This window comes from Komagataeibacter sp. FNDCR2 (assembly GCF_021295395.1).
Classification (GTDB): Bacteria; Pseudomonadota; Alphaproteobacteria; order Acetobacterales; family Acetobacteraceae; genus Komagataeibacter.
In genome coordinates this window covers 1669222-1689293 of record NZ_JAIWOU010000001.1, presented here as the reverse complement: position 1 = coordinate 1689293, position 20072 = coordinate 1669222, and the positions used below count along the sequence as shown (strand labels likewise).

Sequence of the window (20072 nt, the reverse complement as noted above, 5' to 3'; positions counted from 1 at the left end):
AAAGGCTTCATGTGTCGTACAAGTCCGCAACCTCGGCATGCTCTGGATGCAGGGCTGAGTCAGGTTGGGCTTGTTTTCTCGTAGGTGGATGTGACCATAGTCCAGCCTACCAGACTTGAAATATGAGACCGGCGGTTGGGCCGGTGCAGGAGCAGAGGTTTCATGGCCGTTCCGATTATGCAGGCAGTCCGCGTCGGTGCCTATGTTGTCAAGCAGCACGTTACGCGGCGCAAACGTTATCCGCTCGTGCTGATGCTCGAGCCCTTGTTCCGCTGCAACCTGGCCTGCGCCGGGTGTGGCAAGATCGATTATCCCGCCCAGATCCTCAATCAGCGCCTGAGCGTTCAGGAATGCCTTGATGCGGATACCGAGGCCGGTGCGCCGGTCATTGCCGTGGCCGGTGGCGAGCCGCTGCTGCACAAGGAAATGCCCGAGATCATTCGCGGGCTGATCGCGCGCAAGAAGTACGTATATCTGTGCACGAACGCCCTTCTTCTGGAAAAGAAGATGGACGATTACGAGCCCAGCCCCTTCTTCTCGTGGGATGTGCATCTTGATGGCGACCCGGAGATGCATGACGCCTCCGTCTGTCAGGACGGCGTGTACGAACGCGCGGTCGCGGCGATCAAGAAGGCGAAGGCCCGTGGTTTCCGCGTGTCGATCAACTGCACCCTGTTCGACGGGGCCGATCCCAAGCGCGTCGCGGCCTTCTTTGATGAAGTGATGGCCATGGGCGTGGACGGCATCATGACCGCGCCGGGCTATGCCTATGAGCGCGCGCCGGATCAGGAGCACTTCCTGAACCGCCAGAAGACCAAGCAGCTCTTCCGCGACATCTTCCGCCTTGGCAAGGGCAAGAAGTGGCGCTTCACGCAGTCGCCGCTGTTCCTGAACTTCCTTGCGGGCAACGAGCAGTACCACTGCACGCCGTGGGGCAAGCCGCTGCGCAACCCGTTTGGCTGGCAGCGCCCGTGCTACCTGCTGGGCGAAGGCTACGCCAAGAGCTTTGAAGAACTCATGGCCGATACCGAATGGGATGCCTACGGCACCGGCAATTATGAAAAATGCGCCGACTGCATGGTCCATTCGGGTTACGAGTCAACGGCTGTGATGGATGCGGTCCGTCGCCCCTGGCACATCGCCAAGGTCGCGCTGTTCGGGCCCGAGACGGAAAAGCCCATGGTTCCGGAAATCTCGCTGGAACACCAGCGCCCGGCTGAATACGTCTTTACCCAGCACGTCGATACCAAGATGGCGGAACTCGCGGCCCGCAAGAAGCCGGCGGCCCCCCCGCGCGTGAACAAGGTGTCCGCGCCGGCTGAAACGGCTGACGCCGCCGACTGACGGCAGGCGGATCCGCCCCACGCGGGGCGACATCAGGGAAAAGGCGGAGCCATGGGGTTCCGCCTTTTCTTTTTTGCATGTCCCGGCCCCTGTATGCGGAGTGTGCCCGTGCGGGCAATTATGCTGTAGGATGGCGGGATCATGGTTTTTTCACTGATTGTTATATTGTGCCTCGTCCTGCTCAACGGGCTTTTCGCCATGGGCGAACTGGCGCTTATTTCCGCGCGGCGCGCTCGGCTCGCCATCCTGGTGCGCAATGGCACGGCCGGGGCCGACAGGGCGCTGAAACTGGCGGGCGACCCGCAGAGCTTCCTGCCCACCGTCCAGATCGGCATGACCCTTGTCTCGATTCTGGAAGGTACTTTTGGCGGTAGCAGCATCGAGGCGGGCGTCAGCCACTGGCTGGCCCAGATCCCGGCCCTGCATTCCATTGCCGATGAAATCGCCATGCTGCTGGTGGTCAGCGTCATTACCGCCGTGATGCTGGTGCTGGGTGAACTGGTGCCCAAGCAGATCGCGCTCCGCCAGCCCGAACTGATCGCCGCGCGGCTGTCGCTGCTGCTGGAATGGATGGCATGGCTGACCCGCCCGGTCGTGTGGCTGCTGGGGCGGTCGTCCGAACTGGTATTGAAGATTATCGGGATTGGCGGTGCGATCCGGCAATCCGTTTCGGTCGAGGAACTGCGGGCCTATATTGCCGAAGGCGCGCAGGCGGGCGTGCTGGAGCAGGAGGAGCGCGACATGATCGAGCGCCTGCTGCGTCTGGCCGAACGCCCGGTGCGGGCGATCATGACGCCGCGTAACGAACTGTGCTGGGTGGAACGGCACGTATCGCGCGCGCAACTGCTTCAGGTCCTGCGTTCGACCACCTATTCCCGCATCGTGGTGTGCGAAGGGGGGGTGGATAACCCCGTGGGCGTAATTCTGGCCAAGGACATGCTCGACCGCTTTCTGGATGGCAAAAGCCCTTCGATCGGGGTGGGGCTGCGGCATCCCATTTCGGTGCCCGATACGCTGTCCGCCTTCGACATGCTGGAGCGGATGCGGGCCTCCCCGCTGGGCCTGGCGCTGGTGCTGGATGAATATGGTTCGTTCGAGGGGATCGTCACCTCATCCGACCTGTTCGGGGCGATCGTGGGCGAGCAGCATGAGCCGGGCAATACCCCACCCCAGCGCCTGGCGCATGACAGTGTCCTGGTGCTTGACGGCTCCATGCCCGCCGATGAGGTCAAGGACCGGCTGGGCCTGTCCGACCTCCCGGCGGAAGGCAGCTATCATACGCTGGCGGGTCTGGTGCTGGCCCTGCTGCGCCGCGTGCCCGCCAAGGGGGACAAGGTGGTATTTTCGGGCTGGCTGTTCGAGGTGCTGGAAATGGAGGGCCGCCGCGTGGTGCGGGTGCAGGCCAGCCGCCAGCTTCTGGCCGAGAACTGAAGCCGGGCTTTTCAAAAAAAAGGGGCGCATCCGGTCGGGATGCGCCCCTTTTTTACAGCGATACGGGCTGTAATGTTCAGTGGATGGTATGGCTGGTATGCCCCGCCATGGCTGTTTCCGAACCGAAGGCCGGCCATTCATTGCGCGCCAGCGTTTCAAGCGACGGCGCGGCCAGACCCAGCCGGTCGGCGTAAATCCACAGGTAGGTAAAGGCCCGGCGGACATAATCACGCGTCTCGTTGCTGGGCAGGCTCTCGATATAGAGCAGCGGGTCTTCATCCTCGTCCATCGTGGCGCTGCGGCGCGAAATGGCGGATGGCCCGGCATTGTAACTGGCCAGCATACGGATCATGTCACCGCCCGCGGGCACATGCCGCCCCCCGGCCTGCGCCGAAAGCTGGCCCAGATACAGGACGTAACGCTGCCCGATATCCAGATTGGTCGCCGGGTCATGCAACGCCGCCGGGTGGCGGGTGAAGCGGTCCTTTTCATGCACCACGAAACCGGCGGTCACCGGCATGACCTGCATGAGACCATGCGCGCCGGAGCCTGAAACGGCATTGCTGTCGAAATTGGATTCCAGCCGCGTCAGGGCATAGACCAGCGCGGGGTCCATGCGGAAGCCATGCGCGGGCTGGAGCGGGGGCAGGGGAAAACGGGCGGCGTGGGTGCTGTATTCGTTTTCGTTGGTGTCGATCAGCATGAGCATCTGGGATGACAGATCCTTCATGCCCATGGCGTCCGCCACCATCTGGGTGGAATGGCACAGTGCCGCGTCGTTCTGGATGTCGGGCCACATGCGGCGCAGCGTGGCTTCCGCCCGGTCACGCTCTCCCACCTGCAACAGGGCGAAGGCGCGGCGGCCCGCGGGGGTCGCGGCCACGGCCTCGATGTCGATTTCACCCAGGACCGGACTGCCCGCATGGATGCCCTGCTGGTCGGCGGCAAGGGTCAGGGGCGGGGCGGAGCCGATCGTACCCGACGTGGCGCCGGCGCGCGTGACGGGGGTGCGCAGGCCCAGTATCTGGGAGGCGAGCTGGCCATAGAATGTATGCGGCGCCGCCGCCGCGCGGTGCAGCCAGGGCGAGTAAGCCGCCACATCCCCCGTGGCCTGATGGGCGCGGGCGGCCCAGTAGGCGGCCCCGGCACGGATGCTGCCCGGTGTCAGCGGTGCGCGGGACGCGGTCTCGAACAGGGGTTCGGCTATGTCCGGCCGCCCCTGCCGCCACGCGGACAGGCCGGCGACATACCCCGCCAGCCCAAGGCGCTGGCCCGATTTTTCAAATGCCTCGCGGGCGATGGACATGGCCAGCCGGTTTTCACCGTTGCTGAACATGGCCATGGCGATTTCCGCCTGCAGGTGGGCCGCGTACAGATCGTTCATGCCCGGTGTCGCGGCGATCAGGCGCAGGGCGCTGCGTGCCCCCTTCGCGCCCTGCGCCGCGCGTTCGCGCACGGTGTGGTCGAGCATGCTGTTGCGGGTGAAGACCCGCAGGGAGGGGTCATCCTCCTCCGGCAGGTGGATATGCTGCGGTGGATGGCTGCTGTTGCTGTCCAGCGCGTTGCGGGCGGGGGCGGGGGGAAGCGGCCCGCCCTTCGATGGCATCGCGGCCAGCATGGAATAGATGGCGGGTGAATCCGCCAGCCCCGAAAACGTGCGCAGCCAGAGCCGGAGCTGTCCCGCATCGGCATGGTAGGCGGGATTGAGGTAGCGCGCCGCCAGCAGGTCACCCAGCAGGGTGTCGTCATGGATGGCGGCGGTTTCACGGATGGCGGTGCTGAAATCCCCATCGGCCTGGAGTTTGAAGACCCGGCGGATGCGGCTGACGTCCTCAGGCGCGAGGGGACGCGGCAGCCCGGCGCTGCCATGTGCGGGCAGGCGTGGAAGGGCGAGCGCCGTTTCCTCGTTATGGTCACCCTGCGCGGTCGGATCCTGATCCGTCGCTCTGGTTTCCACTGTTTGGGCACGCAGCGGCGCGAACGCCGCCCCTGCCAGAAATGCCGCGCCAGCCAGAAAGGCCGTCACGGCATGATGGGGGGTATTGGTTGTCCCTCGCATAGCGGTGGGGATGTAGGCGCAATGCAGACAGAAAGCAATAGCCAGCTTCTTGCGCGCCGGTAAATAAGTTTTCAGAACAGATGCGGGAACCAGATGTAACAGAGGGAAACATACATTGGAACGTGAATGAATACCTGCCCTGCTATATGCTAATACCCGGGAAAGATTACGCAATTACCCCTTGCTGCCCGCCAGATATACTCTCAAGTGTTTCGCGGATCAAAAGCATGTCTTTCCATGTGTCACGACGCGCCGTGGCACTCGCGCGCAATTGCAGGGGATGGCGCATGGGCAGGGCCTGGAATGTGTGCGCGGGCCCCGGCTGACCGGGGTTCGCGGGCAGGGTGATTTCGCGCCAGCGCCCGCGCATGCGCGCGGCTGTCGTGCGCTCCCCAAGCAGGACGGACACGGGCAGGTTGCCCAGCAGCAGCACACGCGCGGGTTGCGCCAGCACGATGGCGCGCTGGATGAAGGGCAGGCAGATCCGCGTCTCGGCCGCCGAGGGGGGACGCCCCCCCGGCGGCCGCCACGGAATGACCGGAGCGCATGGCAGGGTGGCGCGGTCGATGCCGATACTGGCGAACATGGCCGAGACCAGCGCCCCGCTCTCCCCCGCGAAGGGGTGGCCGCTACGGTCCTCATCCGCGTCCGGGGCCTCGCCAATCAGCATGAGCGGGGCGCCGGCGGGACCTTCCACGAAAACGCTGTGGGTTGCGCTGTCACGCAGGGTGCAGGCGCCGAAATCCCGGATGGCGGCATGAAGCTCATCCAGCGTCGTCGCCGCCTGCGCGGCCGTGCGGGCGGCGGTGACGGCCTGATCGACAAGCGTCGCGGCCCCGCGCGGCGTGGCGGCGGCGGGGGGCAGGGGTGAATTTTTATGTCCATTCCCCCTGTCTGGCTGTATGGGGGTGGGCTGTGTAGCCGTGGCGGGATGGTGTATCGTGGCGGGACGGGCCATCCGGTCATGCGGGTGGGTGTCAAGCGCGTCATCGGCGCCCCACTCCACATACAGGCGCAACAGGGTTATGGAATCAGTCATCGGATGGATATGTCCCCTACCGACACAGGTAATGCAGGCGCGCGCCACCCCGCCGTCAGGCGCGGGATTTGGCAGCGGACGCCGCACGCGGTAGATTCTGGCGTCATGCTCTTACCTCGTCTGTCACGCATGGTCGTGGCCTCCCTCGTTGTACCGCTCCTGGCCGGGTTTCCCAACCGGGAAATGCGGGCCGCAACGCCCGATGACGCCATCATGCAGGCCGGGCGGCAGGATCTGGCCACCAACCTGCTGGTCGGCAGCGTTGCCGCCAATGAGGGGGATAACGCCGAAGCCGCGCGTGCGTTCAGCACCGCCGCCCATCTGGCCCCGGGTTTTCGCCTGTTCAGCGAACGGGCGTTTTTCTACAGCATCATGGCGGGCAGCCCGCAGGCGGCTGCCCTGGCCCCCGACCAGCCCAGCGGGGTCATGCCGGAACTGGTCATGGGCAACGCCGCCGCGCTGGCGGGCAAGTGGGACGAGGCCGCGACCCATTACCTCAACGCCCCGCCCGACCAGATCATGAACCTGCTGCGCCCGCTGCTGCGCGCATGGGCGCTGCAGGGCGCGGGCAAAACGGACGAGGCCCTGGCCACGCTGGAGCCCGCGCGGCTGGATCATACGCTGGGGGGGTACTATACGCTGCATGCCGCCCTGATCGCCCAGCTTGGCGGCATGCAGATGCGCGCGGACACCCTGTTCCGCCAGTCCACCAGCATGACCGGGGGCGACCTGTTCACCACGCTGGTGCTGGCGCACTGGCTGATCACGCAGGGGCAGGAAGCGCAGGCGCAGGCCATGCTGAACGAACGCATCGCGGGTATGCCGGTGCTGGAGGTGGCGCGGGCCAACATCATGGCCATGGTCAGGCGACCTGTCGTGACCCATGCGGCGCAGGGGCTGGCGCAGGCATACGGGCTGGTGGCCCTGCTGATCGACCAGCAGCTTTACGCCCATGACGGCGCGGATGAGGAGCGCCAGCCCGATGCCGCGCAGGAAATCGGCACCCTGCGCGGGACCGAGCAGATGATGCTGCGCATGGCGCTCATGCTCGACCCGGCGGATTCCGAGGCGCGGCTTCTGCTGTCCTCCATGCTGCATGTGCGCAAGCAGGACCGGCTGGCGCGTGAGGCGCTGGACGGCGCACCGGCCGATGATCCGCTCCTGGCCGTCTATCGGACCGAGCAGGCGGATCTGGATGTCATGATGGGCAACCGGGAACAGGCGGCGCGGGAGTTGCGCGACCTGCTGCAACAGGCTCCTGATGACCGCATGCTGTGGAGCAGCCTGGGCGACGCCCTGCTGGACCAGCAGAAATGGCCCGAGGCGCTGGACGCCTACCAGCATGCCACCGCGCTGGTGCCGCACCGGCTGGAGGGCGATGACTGGCGGCTGCTGTTCGGTCAGGCCATAGCGCAGGAACGCCAGAACCACTGGCCGCAGGCGCGCGCCCTGCTGCAACAGGCGCTCCAACTTTCCCCCAACGAACCGGAACTGCTGAACTATCTTGGTTATTCCATGGTCGAGTACGGTGAAAACCCGGCCATGGCGGAAAGCTACCTGCGCCGCGCGCTGGCGCTGGCCCCGGCGGACAACCAGATCCGCGATAGCGTGGGCTGGGTGCTCATGCGCCTGGGCCATGTGGCGGAGGGGCTGCCCCTGCTGGAACAGGCGGTCGAACAGATGCCGCAGGACCCGGCCATCAACTATCACCTGGGCGTTGCGTACTGGATGGCGGGCCGCAGGCTGGAGGCGGTGAATGAATGGCAGAACGCCATCCAGTTCCAGCCCGACCCGCTGGACCGCCGCAAGATCACGGCCGCCCTCGATTACGCCCGGGCATGGAAGGGGAACGCGCCTGCGCCCGCCACCTCTCTTCCGGCTGATCTCAAGCCCGTGACCACGCCCGCCACCCCCCCATCCCCGGCAAACGGAACCCGTCACTGATGTCTTCGCTGCACGAACTGGCCCATGCAAAGATCAACCTGTACCTGCATGTCACCGGGCGGCGGGAAGATGGCTATCACCTGCTGGACAGTCTGGCCGTTTTCGCCGGGGCGGCGGATGAGCTGGAACTGACCCGTGGCGCGGGGCGGGGCGGGAACGTGAAGCTGCGGGTCGAGGGCACTTTTTCACCCGGCCTGCAGGGCGACCACGCGGACAACCTGATCGTGCGCGCGGGCAGGCTGCTGTGCGAGCATGTGGGGGCGGACGTGGCGCGCCACCTGCCCGATGTCGAAATCGTGCTGCGCAAGGAACTGCCGGTGGCGTCGGGAATCGGCGGTGGCTCGGCGGATGCGGCGGCGGCGCTGCGGCTGCTGCGCGATGTATGGAAGCTGTCCATCCCGCGCGCGCGGCTGCTGATGCTCGCGACCCGCCTGGGGGCCGATGTGCCGGTCTGCGTGGAGCAGCTTGCCGCGCGGATGGAAGGCATCGGGGAGGAACTGTCCAGCGCGCCCCGCCTGCCGGAATGCGGGATCATGCTGGTCAATTGCGGGCAGAGCGTTTCCACCCCGCAGGTATTCCGTGCGCGCAAGCCCGGCTTCACGCCGCGCGCGGACCTTCCGCCCCGGTGGGATACGCTGGCCGACATGGTGCGTGACCTTTCCATGCAGACCAATGACCTGCAGGAAGCCGCCTGCGCCATCTGCCCCGAAATCGCGGATGTCCTCGCCACCTTGCAAAGCGCGCCCGGTTGCCGCCTTGCGCGCATGAGCGGGTCGGGGGCCACCTGTTACGCCCTGTTCGACAGTCCCGCCGCCGCACGCGCCGCGCAGGCGGGCGTCCAGCGCGCGAAATGGTGGGTATGGGCGGGGGATCTGTACCGGGGCGGGGCGCGACTGGTCCCTTCGGCCGCCCCGCTTCATGCCTGATGGCGCGGGACGCCATCAGGTAGGAAAAGCACTCCGGGTTTTCAGCCCCGCCTGCGGCGGAGCGCGAACAGCAGCATCCCCAGCATCCCCGCCACCGTGGCGAACTGGGCGTGGCGGCTGGTCAGGAACAGCGGCATGCCCTTGCGGGTGATCATGTCAAAACGGCCATGGGCGGCGTAAGCGCCCGGCACGGTCTCGAACAGGTCATCGGGCTCGTCGCCCGTAACCGGCATTTTTTCCATCTGCCGGCCATACCCTTTGCCCGCCAGCCAGTGGTCCGACAGGCCGGGCAGGAAGGTGCTCAGCACCCAGTTGCGCATGCCCGACAGGCCCACCCATATATCCCGCTCCCGCCCGAAGGCGGCCCGGCAGATGGCTTCGGCCGCGATTTCGGGTTCATAGACCGGCCCCATCGGCTTCAGGTGCTTGCCGGTATGGTTCCGTGTCCATGAAAAACGCGGCGTGTTGATGGCGGGCAGGTGTACCAGCGCGATATGGATGCGGTCCCCATCATGCAGGATTTCGGGCCGCAGGCTTTCGGAAAAGGCGCGGACCGCGGCGCGCGCCCCGTTTTCCACCGCCTGGAGCGGCGGCGGGCGCAGGCTGGCCAGCCGGTCAAGGTTGACGATCGTGCCATGCCCGCGCCGCCGCATGCGGTTCAGCGCCGCGCGCGTGCCGTTGACGGTGCCCAGATAGGTCACTTCCGTCGCACGGCGGATTTCATCGGCGTCAAGGGCCGCGATCTGGCCGGTTACGGTCGCCCCCGCGCAGTTGATCCATAGCGTGATGGGACCGAGCTGTTCCTCGATTTCCTCGGCGGCCTGTTCGATGGCCGCCGCGTCGGCCACGTCGGCGCAGGCGATATGGGTGCGGATATTGAGTTCGCGCAGTTCGGCCGCCGCGTCACCCAGCCGGTCGCGGTTACGACCGATCAGGGCGACATCGCACCCCGCGCGCGCCAGTGTACGCGCCGTGGCGCGCCCGATTCCCGCGCCCGCTCCGGTAATGACAGCAACCTGCTGCGGCATGAACTATGCTCCCAACCCGTGGATAGATGCCCGCGCGGCGAATGCTCGGCCCGCGCGGAATGAAAATGACAGAGCGCGCAGCCTATCACGGCCTGCGGGGGCCGAACACTGCCACACGGGCAGGCAAGGCCTGATGCGTGCGCTCAGATGTATTTCAGCGCGACCACGCCGCCCAGCAGCGCCACCGCGAACATGAGCGCGACCAGTGGCAGCCTGCGTTCGATAAAATCCTGTATGGGCGCGCCAAAGCGGCGCAGCAGGGCCGCCAGCAGGAAGAACCGCGCCCCACGGGTCACGGCGCAGGCAAGCAGGAACGGCAGCAGCGAAAAATGCGCGGCGCCGCTGGCGATGGTGACGAATTTGAACGGGATGGGGGTCAGCCCCTTGAACAGGACGATCCACACCCCCCATTCACGGAAGCGTTCCTGCAGTGAATGCAATGTGTTTTCAGCATGATAGAACCGCGCGATGGGTATGGCGGCATAATCGAGCAGGAACGCGCCGATGGTCCACCCCAGCACCGCCCCGCACACGCTTGCCAGCGTGCAGATGGCCGCCAGCCGGAACGCGCGTTCCCGGCACGCCAGCACCATGGGCACGAGCATGATGTCGGGCGGCAGCGGGAAGACGCTGGCCTCGGCAAAGGAGATGACAGCCAGCCAGATGGCGGCATGCGGACTGGCAGCCAGCGCAATGATGCGGGCATACAGGCGGTTAAGCATTATCGGGCAATGCCATTGTCCCCCGGGCGGAGCAAGAAGTTATTGGAATCCGGCTGTCCCGGCCTTCCACGCGACCCAAACGGGCCAGAGGCGCAATGGCTCCGCGCGCGGGGTGAACAGGGCATCATTTTATGGGGCGCGTGTGGAATGGATCATATCCGGGAACCGCGTTTGCGCCGGAACGGCCGCGCGGATTCTGTTTCAACAGGGACGAAATTCTTCCCCGTGGGTCATTTCCATGGGCACGAACATGATGGAGGCGCCTGATATTCAGGCCATTGCCGGAAACAGGAGAGGTCTGATATTGCAAAATCAGGAGGTGATTTCATGAATGATGATCCGCAACACGTTATTCTTCCGATTTTCTTTAACCAACGGGGGACTATTATCTTCCGTGACCGGCCCATCAAGGTAAAACCCAAACCCACGAAGATGCAGAGCATCCTGGGATGGGTCAATCCGAAGTCCCTGCCGCAGGAAGAGAAGGTCTATCTGGAACATTTTTATTATGCTTTTGAATTCAATCCGAGAAAACAGAAGCTTATGAATGTTCTCATGGGGAATATCTTTGATTATCTCCATTCCCGCGGAGTAACGTTCAACTATCCCGGCGTGGATCAGGACTCGGTTGCTGAATACTGGGTGGGACGTCGGCGTTATCATGTCGTGGCCGTGATGGCCGATGTGCGGAATCCATATCTGTGCGGCTACGGCTATCTCGACCCCGCAACAAATGCGTTTATCGAGGACGATAACGAGAAACGCCAGCGCTCCAAGACAAAGGCGCCGTCTTTTTCCATCGCGAAAGTGAAGGACATGATCCGTCAGGACGAACTTGATGAATCCAATATTCACCTGACATCAGTGGCGATATAACAGCCTGCCTTTACCGGATATTTAACCGGGCCGTTGAAAATTCATTCCTGAACTCCGGTATTCGTCAAGTCGCCTCCCCCCGGACTCCGGAACAACCCTCCAGACAGGATCCGATCGCCCCCATCGCCTGTCTTTCTCATCTCCTGCATGCCGCCGCCCGTCAGTCCCGACCCTACACATCAATGTGATGGCCAGGCCCATGCGGGGCGTGCCGCCCTAACACACCAGGGTCACGGTCACACGCAGCCCATGCGGCTGCCGGTTGGTCAGCCGGATGTCCCCCCCCAGCCCCCATATGATATTGCGTGAAATGGACAGCCCCAGCCCGGTGCCGCCGGTTTCACGGTTGCGGCTCTGTTCGGCGCGGACGAAGGGGTCGAACATGCGTTCCAGATCCTCGGTCGGCAGGCCGGGGCCTTCATCCTCGATCAGTATGGTGACGGTGTATTCACCCGCGTCCCCGCCTTCGCCCTGCTGGGGTGCATTGAGTGTGATGCGCACGCCACCGCCGTATTTTATGGCGTTCGTCACCAGATTGTTCAGCGCGCGCTTGAGCGCGACCGGCCGGGTGCGGACATGCGTGTCCGGGATGTCGGCATGGGTGAAGGTGATCTCCCCGGCGGCTTCGGGGTAGGTCTCGGCGGCTTCATCCGCGATGGTCTGGAGCAGGGCGGTCAGGTTGACCCGCCCCATGGGTTCGCGCTGCGCCGCATCGCGTCCAAAGGACAGCGTCGCCGTGACCATGGCTTCCAGTTCGTCGAGGTCAGTGAGAATCTTGGCCCGCATCTCCTCGTCCTCAACGAATTCGGCGCGCAGCTTCAGCCGTGTGATGGGGGTGCGCAGGTCATGGCCGATGGCGGTCAGCATGAGCGTGCGATCCATGAGATAGCGACGGATGCGGTGCGCCATGGTGTTGAAGGCATGGGCGGCGCGCGCCACCTCCAGCGGGCCGTCTTCGGGCATGGGCGGGGCGTTGACATTGCGGCCCAGTTCCTCGGCGGCGGCGGCCAGCGTGCTGACCGGCGCGATCAGCCTGCGCACCCCCCACAGGATCAGCAGCCCCCCCGTGAACGTCATGATCAGGAACGCGATGGGAAATGTGGGGGAGCGGAACGGGCTGGGCCGGGGCGTTATGTAATGGATGGTGACCCATCGCCGCTCATCGGGAAGCAGGAAGGCGACCGTGCGCCTGCGCCCCGTCGCGGGGGAGACCATGACCTGCTCGGGCCGGAGCGACTGCGGCAGCGGCCCCATGCCCGGATCTTCTCCCGGCCCATCACCATCCGGCCCGCCGGGGCCGAAGGGGTGGTGGTGGTGGCCCGGCGGGCCGAAGGGCGTGGGCCCCCTGTCATCGGGGGGCATCCAGTCGCCCGGCGGGTGCATGTGGTGCGGGGGGTGGGGCGGCATGACCAGGCCATTGACCATGTCCGGTTCCGGGCCGGGGGTCAGGGTTATGCTGACCCCTTCGGGCAGGTGAAGGGCCGCGAGTTCGCGCGCCCGGTCGGAGGGGGCGGTTTCCACAATGGCGCGGTAATAGGTGAAGACCTTGCTGCGGGCCTGCGCGTTGATCATGCGCTGGTCGAAATCGAAGCGGTCCATGGCATGGATGGTCAGGCCGATGATCTGGATCACCCCCAGCCCGCCGATCAGGAGCAGCGTGGTCCGCGCCGCCAGGGACTGGGGCAGCAGGCGCGTGCGCAGGTGCGTCCACCAGTTGCCGGGCGGCTGTTCATCCGGTGCGGGGGGGGACAGGTAGGACGGCGGAAAGGGGGACATACGCGCGGTCAGATACGCTCAACCTCCGCGGCGAGGACATAGCCACCCCCACGCACGGTCTTGATGAGCTGCGCATTGCGCCCGTTATCTTCCAGCTTGCGGCGCAGGCGGCTGATCGCCACGTCAATGGCCCGGTCGAACGGCCCCGCCTGCCGCCCGCGCAGCAGGTCGAACAGCATGTCGCGCGTCATGACGCGGTTGGCCCGTTCCAGCAGGGCATGCAGCAGGTCGTATTCCCCGCCGGTCAGCGGGACTTCCACATCGTCGGGGTTGACCAGACGGCGGCGGCCGGTATCGAGCACCCATCCGGCAAAGCGCAGGGTATGCAGCACCGGCACGCTGCGCGGGTCCGGCGTGTCGGATGTGCGGCGCAGCACCGCGCGGATGCGCGCCAGAAGTTCGCGCGGGTTGAAGGGTTTGGGGACGTAATCATCCGCCCCCAGTTCCAGCCCGATGATCCGGTCGGTATCATCGCCCATGGCGGTCAGCATCACGATGGGCACGTTGGCCTGCGTGCGCAGCCAGCGCGAGATGTCCAGCCCGCTTTCCCCCGGCAGCATGAGGTCAAGGATGACAAGCTGGTAGTGTCCCTCCGCCCAGCGGCGGCGGGCTTCATGCCCGTCGCGCGCGGTGGTGACACGCAGTTCGTTGCGTTCGAGAAAGCGCGCCAGCAGGTCACGGATCTCGCGGTCATCATCAATGATCAGGATATGCGGCAGGGGGGTCATTGCGGTATTCTACATGACCCGGTACGCCGCCGCACCAGATGTTTCACTCCGTTGCAATTATCGGGCCACAGTGGCCCTTCAGGCCAGCCAGGCGGGCACCGGCAGGTGCTTGCTGCGCAGGAAGGTGGGATTGAACAGCTTGGACTGGTAGCGCGCGCCGCCATCGCTCAGGATGGTGACGATACGGTGCCCCGGCCCCATGGCGCGCGCCACGCGTATGGCCGCGGCGATGTTGATGCCCGTCGATCCGCCGACCGACAGCCCTTCGTGGATGAGCAGCGCGTAAATCTGTTCCAGCGCTTCCGCATCCGGTATGCGCTCGGCATCATCAAAGTGCAGCCCCTCCAGGTTGCCCGTCACGCGCGACTGGCCGATGCCTTCGGTAACGGATGACCCGCTGGCCGACAGGTCGCCCGATTTCACCCAGCCGTACAGGCCCGATCCCTCCGGGTCGGCCAGCACGATGCGGGGCCGCGCCACCCCGGCGCGCTGCGCGCAGTCTTCCAGCCCCAGGGTGACCCCCGCCAGCGTGCCGCCCGTGCCGCACGAGCAGGTGAAGGCGTCGATCCGGCCTTCGGTCTGTTCCCATATTTCGGGGGCGGTGGTGTGGCGGTGCCCCTCACGGTTGGCGGTATTGTCGAACTGGTTAGCCCACACACCACCCGTTTCTTCGGCCAGGCGGCGCGAGACATGGACGTAGTTGCCCGGATCCCGGAACGGTTTGGCGGGCACAAGGCGCAGATCCGCGCCGATCATGCGCAGGAAATCGATCTTTTCCTGGCTCTGGGTTTCCGGCATGACAATGATCGAGCGGTAGCCGCGCGCATTGGCCACCAGCGTCAGCCCGATACCGGTATTGCCCGCAGTGCCTTCCACGATCGTGCCGCCGGGCTTGAGCACGCCCCGGCGCTCGGCGTCGTTGATGATGGCCAGCGCCGCCCGGTCCTTGACCGAACCACCGGGGTTCATGAATTCCGCCTTGCCGTAAATATCGCATCCCGTCGCTTCCGACGCCTGCCGCAGTCGGATCAGGGGCGTATGGCCGACGGCCGCCGGCATGTCGGGAGAGAGGGGTAAGACGGGATTTGCACTTTTGGCCATAAGGCAGCACCTTCACTGGTCTGGATAATATCATGCGGCACGGCTGGCGGCAGGTTCGGTCATGTCGTGCGTATTTCATTCCCTACTATCAGGAATGGCGGCGACTTGGCATATCCCTGCAACAGGTTTTGCCGCTGAAAGGAAACGGTAATGATTGAAGATATTTCACCCGCCGCCACATGGGAAGCCGTGCGTGGCGATCCCGATACCTATCTGGTGGACGTGCGCACCCCCATGGAGTGGGCGGAGGTGGGCGTGCCCGACCTGTCCGGCGCGGGCAAGGAAGTGGTGCGCGACAGCTGGCAGTTGCCCCCGGTGGGGCTGGTCAACCCCGATTTCATCGCCACGCTGGAAAAGGCGGGGATTGGCCGGACGGCCCGGATCTACTTCATCTGCCGTTCCGGCATGCGCAGCATGGCCGCCGCCCATGCGGCCTATGAGGCCGGCTACCATAACGTGTTCAACGTGGCGGATGGATTCGAGGGGCCAGAAGACGCCACCGGCCGCCGTGGCCGCCTTGCGGGCTGGCAGGCGTCCCAACTGCCCTGCGCGCGGGGCTGAGAACCGACCGGCCCCCGCCCGGCGGGTGCGTTTGCGCCGGGCGGGCGGGGTTACTGGCTGGTTACGGGTTCGCGGTCCGCGTCGTAACGGACCTGTAGCACCACGCACCACGGGTAGCGCGGGTCGAGACTATTGCCCCTGCGGTCGGTCAGGCGTCCGTCGGGGGCTATCGGCACATGGGTCAGGGCGACCGCGTCATCTATGTTGCCGCCAATGATGCTGAGCTGGTGACCAAAGGGCGCGTCGTCCTGCCCGGTGGCGACCACGATGCCGCAATGGGCGGGAAAGCCCTGCGGAGTCGGCAGGTCACGAAAGCGCACCGATTTGCTTGCCCCGCGCCCCACACAGATCAGATCCCCCATCTTCGGGGCGTAATGGGCGGGATTGCGGGCTTTCACGCCCTTTTCCTGACCTGATGCGGCGGCATTGATGTAGGTCGCGTGGTTGGGGGAATAGGCGAAGCGGTCATTGGCCCCTGCCACCCGCATCACATAGGAAATGAAGGCCGCCGACCACGCGTAAAGCCCGTCATGCGTGAAATCGGTTATGTGCCCGTCCGCATCGTGCTTGCCATCCCAGGCGACTTCGGTTTCCTCCGGATCCTGCCCGATCCACCAGTATTCGCCCACGCGCTGCCACAGGCCGGGCGTGCGTTCGGGCTTGACGGAGGGTGTTGTGGGTTCGGGGCGGAGCAGCGGGTCGTCATCATCGACCGGCTGGCCGAACAGCCGCCATTCGCGCAGGGCGATGGCCACCACATCCTGCCGGGTAAAGGCTTCGTAACCACGGGTGGCGAAATCGGGCACATGCGTGTTCACGATCAGCGCGCCCGCGCCCGTGGCGTATTGCGCGGCGGGCGTCATGGCCCGGTGGGCATGGTTGCCGGGACCGGACGCGCAGGCCGCAAGGCAGGCCAGGGGGGCGAGAAAGGCTATCTTGCGCAAGATCGGCACTCCGTTGCGGGCAACAGCTTCCCTCCATACGGTGCCAGCCGACCCGACGGAAGGGTCGGCCCGGGAAAAAGGACATACCCCCCTTTCCCTGCCGGGGCGGCGGGAGGGTAACATGGGCGCCCATGCTGTGGCACAGTCAGGCCCGCGGGGAAAATATCCGCCATGACCAAATGTACAGACAGGGAGAAAACTTCATGACGGAAACGTCCATGATGGAAACCACCACGATCCGTGGCCTGAAACATCCCGTATCACGCATCGCCCTGGGCACATGGGCCATTGGTGGCTGGATGTGGGGCGGCCCGGATGACCAGCAGGCCATCGCCACCATTCACGAAGCGGTTGAACTGGGCATCACGCTGGTCGATACCGCGCCCGTTTACGGTTTTGGCCATTCGGAGGAAATCGTGGGCCAGGCCCTTCAGGGGCGGCGCGACAGGGTGGCGATCGCAACCAAGGTCGGCCTGGACTGGAAGGCGGACCACAAGCCTTTCCGCAATACGTCGGCCGCGCGCATCCGCAGGGAAGTCGAGGATTCGCTGCGTCGCCTGCGCACCGATTACATCGACCTCTATCAGGTTCACTGGCCGGACTCCGCCGTGCCGATGGAGGAAACCGCCCGCACGCTTGAAGAACTGGTGCGTGAAGGCAAGGTGCTTGCCCTTGGCGTGAGCAATTTCACCGTGGAGCAGATGGAGGCGTTCCGCGCGTTCGCCCCCCTGTCCGCCGTGCAGCCGCCCTATAACCTGTTCGAGCGTGAAATGGAGCGCGACATCCTGCCCTATGCCCGCCAGCACGACCTGGCCATTCTGGCTTATGGGCCGCTATGCCGTGGCCTGCTGTCGGGCAAGATGACGGCGCGGACGGAATTCGGCTCCGACGACCTGCGCAGCGCCGACCCCAAGTTCCAGTCGCCACGCTTCGCCCAGTATCTGGAAGCGGTGCGGCAGTTGCAGGACTTCGCGCGTGAGCGGCATGGCAAGTCGCTTCTGGCGCTTGCGATTCGCTGGGTGCTGGATCAGGGGCCGACCATTGCCCTGTGGGGCGCGCGCCGCCCGGACCAGATCGCGGCGGTGGCGGACGCCAGTGGCTGGCATCTGGATGCCGATGACCAGCGCGAGATCGATACGATCCTGCGTAACTGCATCAAGGATCCCGTGGGGCCGGAATTCATGGCGCCACCGGGCCGCTGAACAACAAAAGTTTTTGGGCGCCGCCTTTTTTCAAAAAGGCGGCGTCTCCTGAAGGCTTTTGAAAAAAAAGCTTCTTACTGGGCGATCCGGCCGCCGACATTGCTTTCGTAGCGCGCCTTCCAGGCCCCGTTTTCCACCATGCATACGGCAAAATATTTCTTGTGGCTGCTGCCCGCCGAGACCTGGGTGCTGTTCCCGCTGCCGTTGTACAGCGCCCCGATGGAAGACTGTGTTTCGCAGCGCTGTGTGGCGGAGATGTAGCGCGGATCCTGCTTGTCGTACACGGGTTCGTAATTGCGGATGTAGCCGTAGGGCGAATTGGTGTGGGGATGGTGCTGGTGCACCTCCAGATGATGTGAACGGGCATGGGCGCATGACACCGCCATGACAAGACCCATGCCGAGGCACAGCCCGATGGGCAGGGTGCGGATGAAAGGCATGAAGGCTGTATCTCCCGTCATTGTCATGGTGTCGTGGTGGGGGCGATCATAGCGCCGTCATCCGGTTCTGTCAGGCCGGCAGGCCGGGGCCTATCCCTCGGCCGTCCGCGCCCCCGCAATCGGGGCGACGGCCGGTGGCGCGGGGGGCAGGCTGTCGGGGCGGGGCAGGGAACGGGCCTCGATCTGGAGTTCCTGTTCGATGAAGTCGAGTTCCTGGTTGATGGTCCACTCGGTTTCGTCGTTGATGTGTTTTTCGACCACGCGCATGTGCAGGCGTTCGCGCATATGCCGGATAATCCGGAACCGCAGGGCCAGTTCGGCGCGTTTTTCACGGATGGCGGTGGCGCGGATGCTGGCCTCGGCGGCGCGGGAATTGTCCAGCCTGCGCACCGTGTCCTGATATTCGTGCAGAAGGCGGCCAACGGCTTCCTGTTTCAGGTCGACCATCTCCTCATTGCCGGGTGTGGCGTCAAGTTCCTTCTGCGCCAGCGCCGTCTGTTCGGCATGCAGGGTCTGGATGGCGACCTGCGCCAGTTCGATGCGCATCATGTCCAGTTCATGCAGGGCGGGGTCGTTTTCATCCGCGCTCATGCCGTGCAGCAGCGGCGGAATGGCCAGGCTGGCCAGCAGCAGCGAACAGATGATGACCCCCGCCGCCAGCGTGACCAGCAGGTCGCGACCGGGAAAGCCGGGGCCGGCCGCCGTCACCACCGGCAGTGACAGCACGGCCGCCAGTGTAATCGCCCCGCGCGTGCCCGCCACCGTCATCAGCAGCACGGTGCGGGCGGATGGGACGACCGTCTTGCGGTGGCGGAAATGCGCGAACAGCCGCCGGGCCGAGATCGAAATCCATATCCACGCGAAACGGATCAGGCTCATCATGACCTGGATGCCGACAATGGCCAGGATCAGGAACCACGGGGAAATGCCGCCCTCCCGCGCGATCTGCGCGCCGCCGGTGACCAGATCGGGCAACTGCAGCCCCAGCAGCAGGAAGATCACGGCATTGAACGTGAAGTTCACCATGTCCCATACCGTTGTGGCCTTCAGGCGGGTTTCGGTCCGGGCTTCGTTCATCACGCCCGTGAACTTCACGGTCATGCCGCCCGCCACGGCGGCCAGGATGCCCGAGCATTGCAGCGCGTCGGCGGTCAGGTAGATGCCGAACGGCAGCATCATGGCCAGCGTGATGTGCGTGGGCGGGTCATCATAACCGCGCACCAGCAGCACATGCTCCGCCCGGCAGGCCGCCCATGCGCAGGCGATGCCGATCACAATGCCGCCCACGGACATGAAGATGAAGCTGCCCAGCGCCTGCTGGAAGGAAAAAAGCCCCGTCATGGCCGCCGCCACGGCGAATTTGAAGCAGACCAGCCCGGACGCGTCGTTCAGCAGCGCCTCCCCATGCAGGATATGCACCACGCGCGCGGGCGCACGCCCCCCCTCGATCATGCTGCCGACCGAGACCGCATCGGTGGGCGACATGACGGCGGCCAGCGCGAAAGCCGCGGGCAGCATGATGGGCGGGATCAGCCAGTGGATGAAATAGCCGCATACCAGCGTGGTGAACACCACCAGCCCCAGCGCCATCATGATGATGATGTTGCGCAGTTCCCCGAACTCACGCATCGGCATGCGGTAGGCATCGGCATAGAGCAGGGGCGGAATGAACAGGAGCAGGAACATGTCCGGGTCGAAGCCGATATTCAACCCCGCGAGCGCCGCCACCGCGCCCACGCCGATCTGGATCAGCGGCAGCGGCACCGGAATGCGGCCCACGCGTGAGATCAGGCTGCTGATCCCGGTAACAGTCAGTAATGCAAGGGTGAGGAAAACGGCATGCATCTTGAGGGGGTCTTTTTATATTTCTATTATTCTCAAGAAATAGTTTATTTTTCTTGGAATGAGAAATACAAAAAATGTTATTCTCAATTCTCTGCTTTGCTATTTT

17 protein-coding genes are annotated in these 20072 nt (G+C 65.0%); 7 read left to right on the top strand and 10 right to left on the bottom strand.

Annotation, left to right across the window (positions count from 1 at the left end; genetic code table 11):
• Nucleotides 1–162 precede the first annotated feature (162 nt).
• Nucleotides 163–1344: an adenosyl-hopene transferase HpnH gene (gene hpnH / locus LDL28_RS07965; protein WP_233058071.1), complete on the top strand. Its 1182-nt coding sequence runs from the start codon at nt 163–165 to the stop codon at nt 1342–1344.
• Between the two features lie 141 nt (nt 1345–1485).
• Entirely contained in the window at nt 1486–2775 is a 1290-nt protein-coding gene (locus tag LDL28_RS07960) for a hemolysin family protein (protein WP_233058070.1), read from the top strand.
• Between the two features lie 76 nt (nt 2776–2851).
• On the opposite strand, the gene LDL28_RS07955 is transcribed toward LDL28_RS07960, so the two are convergent.
• Both LDL28_RS07955 and LDL28_RS07950 read right to left on the bottom strand, forming a co-directional pair.
• Entirely contained in the window at nt 2852–4834 is a 1983-nt protein-coding gene (locus LDL28_RS07955; protein ID WP_233058069.1) for a lytic transglycosylase domain-containing protein, read from the bottom strand.
• 166 nt (nt 4835–5000) lie between these two features.
• Nucleotides 5001–5960 (bottom strand): uracil-DNA glycosylase family protein, encoded by a 960-nt coding sequence (locus tag LDL28_RS07950; protein ID WP_408887021.1) that lies wholly within the window; start codon nt 5958–5960, stop codon nt 5001–5003.
• A gap of 18 nt (nt 5961–5978) precedes the next feature.
• Between LDL28_RS07950 and LDL28_RS07945 the strand changes: the two genes are divergently transcribed.
• Together LDL28_RS07945 and LDL28_RS07940 are read left to right on the top strand one after the other, a co-directional pair.
• Nucleotides 5979–7817 carry a tetratricopeptide repeat protein gene (locus LDL28_RS07945; RefSeq protein ID WP_233058067.1) on the top strand — a complete coding sequence of 613 codons (1839 nt, stop codon included), beginning with the start codon at nt 5979–5981 and terminating at the stop codon, nt 7815–7817.
• Nucleotides 7817–8743, top strand: coding sequence for a 4-(cytidine 5'-diphospho)-2-C-methyl-D-erythritol kinase (locus LDL28_RS07940; RefSeq protein ID WP_233058066.1), 927 nt, complete (start codon nt 7817–7819; stop codon nt 8741–8743). The genes LDL28_RS07945 and LDL28_RS07940 overlap by 1 nt, the downstream gene beginning before the upstream one ends.
• Nucleotides 8744–8784: 41 nt before the next feature.
• Here the strand turns inward: LDL28_RS07940 and LDL28_RS07935 are convergent, their stop codons facing one another.
• Nucleotides 8785–9771, bottom strand: a complete 987-nt coding sequence (locus LDL28_RS07935; protein ID WP_233058065.1) for an SDR family oxidoreductase — start codon at nt 9769–9771, stop codon at nt 8785–8787.
• A 143-nt stretch (nt 9772–9914) separates the two neighbouring features.
• Nucleotides 9915–10493, bottom strand: coding sequence for a YqaA family protein (locus LDL28_RS07930; protein ID WP_233058064.1), 579 nt, complete (start codon nt 10491–10493; stop codon nt 9915–9917).
• A gap of 327 nt (nt 10494–10820) precedes the next feature.
• On the opposite strand from LDL28_RS07930, the gene LDL28_RS07925 reads away from it, so the two are divergent.
• A complete protein-coding gene (locus tag LDL28_RS07925; RefSeq protein WP_233058063.1) occupies nt 10821–11369 on the top strand; it encodes a hypothetical protein in 549 nt (182 codons plus the stop codon).
• A gap of 216 nt (nt 11370–11585) precedes the next feature.
• Here the strand turns inward: LDL28_RS07925 and LDL28_RS07920 are convergent, their stop codons facing one another.
• From LDL28_RS07920 to LDL28_RS07910, 3 genes are all read right to left on the bottom strand, one after another.
• The gene (locus LDL28_RS07920; RefSeq protein WP_233058062.1) at nt 11586–13145 is read right to left on the bottom strand and encodes an ATP-binding protein; all 1560 of its coding nucleotides are present in this window, start codon (nt 13143–13145) and stop codon (nt 11586–11588) included.
• Between the two features lie 8 nt (nt 13146–13153).
• On the bottom strand, nt 13154–13873 hold the full coding sequence (locus tag LDL28_RS07915; protein WP_233058061.1) for a response regulator: 720 nt from the start codon (nt 13871–13873) through the stop codon (nt 13154–13156).
• Nucleotides 13874–13951: 78 nt separating this feature from the next.
• On the bottom strand, nt 13952–14974 hold the full coding sequence (locus tag LDL28_RS07910; protein ID WP_233058060.1) for a cysteine synthase A: 1023 nt from the start codon (nt 14972–14974) through the stop codon (nt 13952–13954).
• A gap of 150 nt (nt 14975–15124) precedes the next feature.
• Here LDL28_RS07910 and LDL28_RS07905 point away from each other — a divergent pair, with 150 nt between their 5' ends.
• Nucleotides 15125–15535, top strand: a complete 411-nt coding sequence (locus tag LDL28_RS07905; RefSeq protein ID WP_233058059.1) for a rhodanese-like domain-containing protein — start codon at nt 15125–15127, stop codon at nt 15533–15535.
• 50 nt (nt 15536–15585) lie between these two features.
• On the opposite strand, the gene LDL28_RS07900 is transcribed toward LDL28_RS07905, so the two are convergent.
• Nucleotides 15586–16479 (bottom strand): DUF2272 domain-containing protein, encoded by an 894-nt coding sequence (locus LDL28_RS07900; protein WP_233058058.1) that lies wholly within the window; start codon nt 16477–16479, stop codon nt 15586–15588.
• Nucleotides 16480–16682: 203 nt separating this feature from the next.
• On the opposite strand from LDL28_RS07900, the gene LDL28_RS07895 reads away from it, so the two are divergent.
• Nucleotides 16683–17681 (top strand): aldo/keto reductase, encoded by a 999-nt coding sequence (locus tag LDL28_RS07895; RefSeq protein ID WP_233058057.1) that lies wholly within the window; start codon nt 16683–16685, stop codon nt 17679–17681.
• Between the two features lie 74 nt (nt 17682–17755).
• On the opposite strand, the gene LDL28_RS07890 is transcribed toward LDL28_RS07895, so the two are convergent.
• Nucleotides 17756–18121, bottom strand: coding sequence for a hypothetical protein (locus tag LDL28_RS07890; RefSeq protein WP_233058056.1), 366 nt, complete (start codon nt 18119–18121; stop codon nt 17756–17758).
• Nucleotides 18122–18211: 90 nt separating this feature from the next.
• The gene (locus LDL28_RS07885) at nt 18212–19966 is read right to left on the bottom strand and encodes a Na+/H+ antiporter (protein ID WP_233058055.1); all 1755 of its coding nucleotides are present in this window, start codon (nt 19964–19966) and stop codon (nt 18212–18214) included.
• Nucleotides 19967–20072: the final 106 nt, after the last annotated feature.